The organism is Arhodomonas sp. KWT (assembly GCF_010993615.1).
In genome coordinates, this window is sequence record NZ_WNXE01000010.1 from 47,560 (window position 1) to 49,172 (window position 1,613).

The 1,613-nt window shown below is 73.8% G+C and carries 2 protein-coding genes; both read left to right on the forward strand.

The window, feature by feature from the left end; genetic code table 11:
• Positions 1–465, forward strand: a 465-nt coding sequence (locus G7A99_RS03925) for a LysR substrate-binding domain-containing protein (RefSeq protein WP_240466087.1), incomplete at its 5' end; no start/stop codon positions are given.
• Between the two features lie 183 nt (positions 466–648).
• A partial coding sequence (locus tag G7A99_RS03930) for a hypothetical protein (RefSeq protein ID WP_163138936.1) occupies positions 649–1,613 on the forward strand: 965 nt, incomplete at its 3' end.

Consider the following 1,613-nt stretch of genomic DNA (forward strand, 5'->3'; position numbering starts at 1 on the left):
GCCACCGAGGAGCTGCACGTGGTCGGCCCGGCGGGGGACGAACGCCTCTCCGCCCTGACCAGCGGCCCGGAGGGCAATCTCCCGCTGTCGGCCCTCGACGGTCTGCCGCTGATCATGCCCGGGCGCCCCCACGGCGTGCGAGAGGAGCTGGAGGCCGCGGTACGGCGGCGGGCCGTGGGCCTGGACATCGTGCTGGAGATGGACGCGCTGGAGCCGATCAAGGCGCTGGTCGCCGAAGGCGCCGGCTACACCGTGCTCTCGCCGCGCCTCGCCCGCCACGGCAGCGTGGGCGCCGGCCTGCAGACCTACCCCATCCGCGACCCGGAGATCCAGCGCAGCATCTACCTCGCCCGGGTCGCCGACCGGCCCCTGTCCATCGCCGCGCGGCACGTCCGCGACCGCCTGCGCACCCTCCTCGCCAAGCTCACCGACGGCCGGCGCTGGCGCACCGATCTCACCGTGTGACCGCACCCGGTCCGGGGGACGCCGCCTGCCCGCAGGCCACCGGCCTGCCGCACCGCGCCGGCGGCAACGCCGCACCAACATGACGGCCCACGATACTTCAGGCAGGGTTGTCTCCCGGAGAGACGCCGCCCGCCGGACACACACGGGCGGCACGACCCGCGAGCCGGCGAGAGGGGAAGACGCGTGTCCACGGTGATGATCTGCTGGGGTATGGGCGAGGGCTACGGCCATGCCAACAAGATCGCCTGCGTGACCGGCGGCCTGGAGGCCACCGGCCTCCACGTGGTCATCGCCGCCAGGGACCGGCGGCTCATGGAAGGGGTCGCGCGCCGCAGGGGGCTCGCCTGCGAGGTGGTGCAGGCACCGGTGCTGCCCGCCACCCGTTCGCCGGACGTGGCCACGGTGTTCTACTCCGATCTGCTGCTCTCCCGCGGCTACTCGGACCCGGACCGCCTCGTCGAAGCCATCGCCGGGTGGCGCGCGCTGTTCGAGCAGCATGCCCCGGACGTGATCGCCTTCGAGTACGCGCCGACGGCCATCCTCGCCGCGCGGGGCGTGGACACGCCCCGGCTCGGGTTCGGCACGGGCTTCTACTATCCCCCGGCCCCGCTGCCCCGGCTCATCCCGGAGCACATGACCGGCAGCGGGGTGGCGCATGACGCCGGCTACGACACGGCCCTGGAGTCGGTCAACCAGGCACTGCACGCGAGCGGCCTGACACCGGTCGACGGCCTCGAGGCGGTCTTCGACCCCGGGCCGGTCTTCATCACCGGCGCCCCGGAGGTCGATCACTTCGGCCACATACGCCGCGACGGCCGGTACACGGGCCCGGTCTCCGAGAACCTCTCCCCCGGATCGGCGCTCGAGTGGCCGCAGGGCAAGGGGCCGCGGATCGCCGGCTACCTCAAGGCCGGCGCCCCCGGCATCGAACGGGTGCTGCTCCGCCTCAACCGGGTCCGCGCCCGGTTCGTGCTGCACCTCTCGCCGAAGAAGGGCGAGCGCCCGGAGGCGCTGGCCCGGCGGCTGCCGCGCAGCACCAACGTCCAGATCACCCTGCGGCCCTTCGATATCGACGCCATGGCCCGGCAGGCGAGCTGCTTCGTCTGCCACGCCGGCAACGGCGCCACCATCGCGAGCCTGATGGCCGG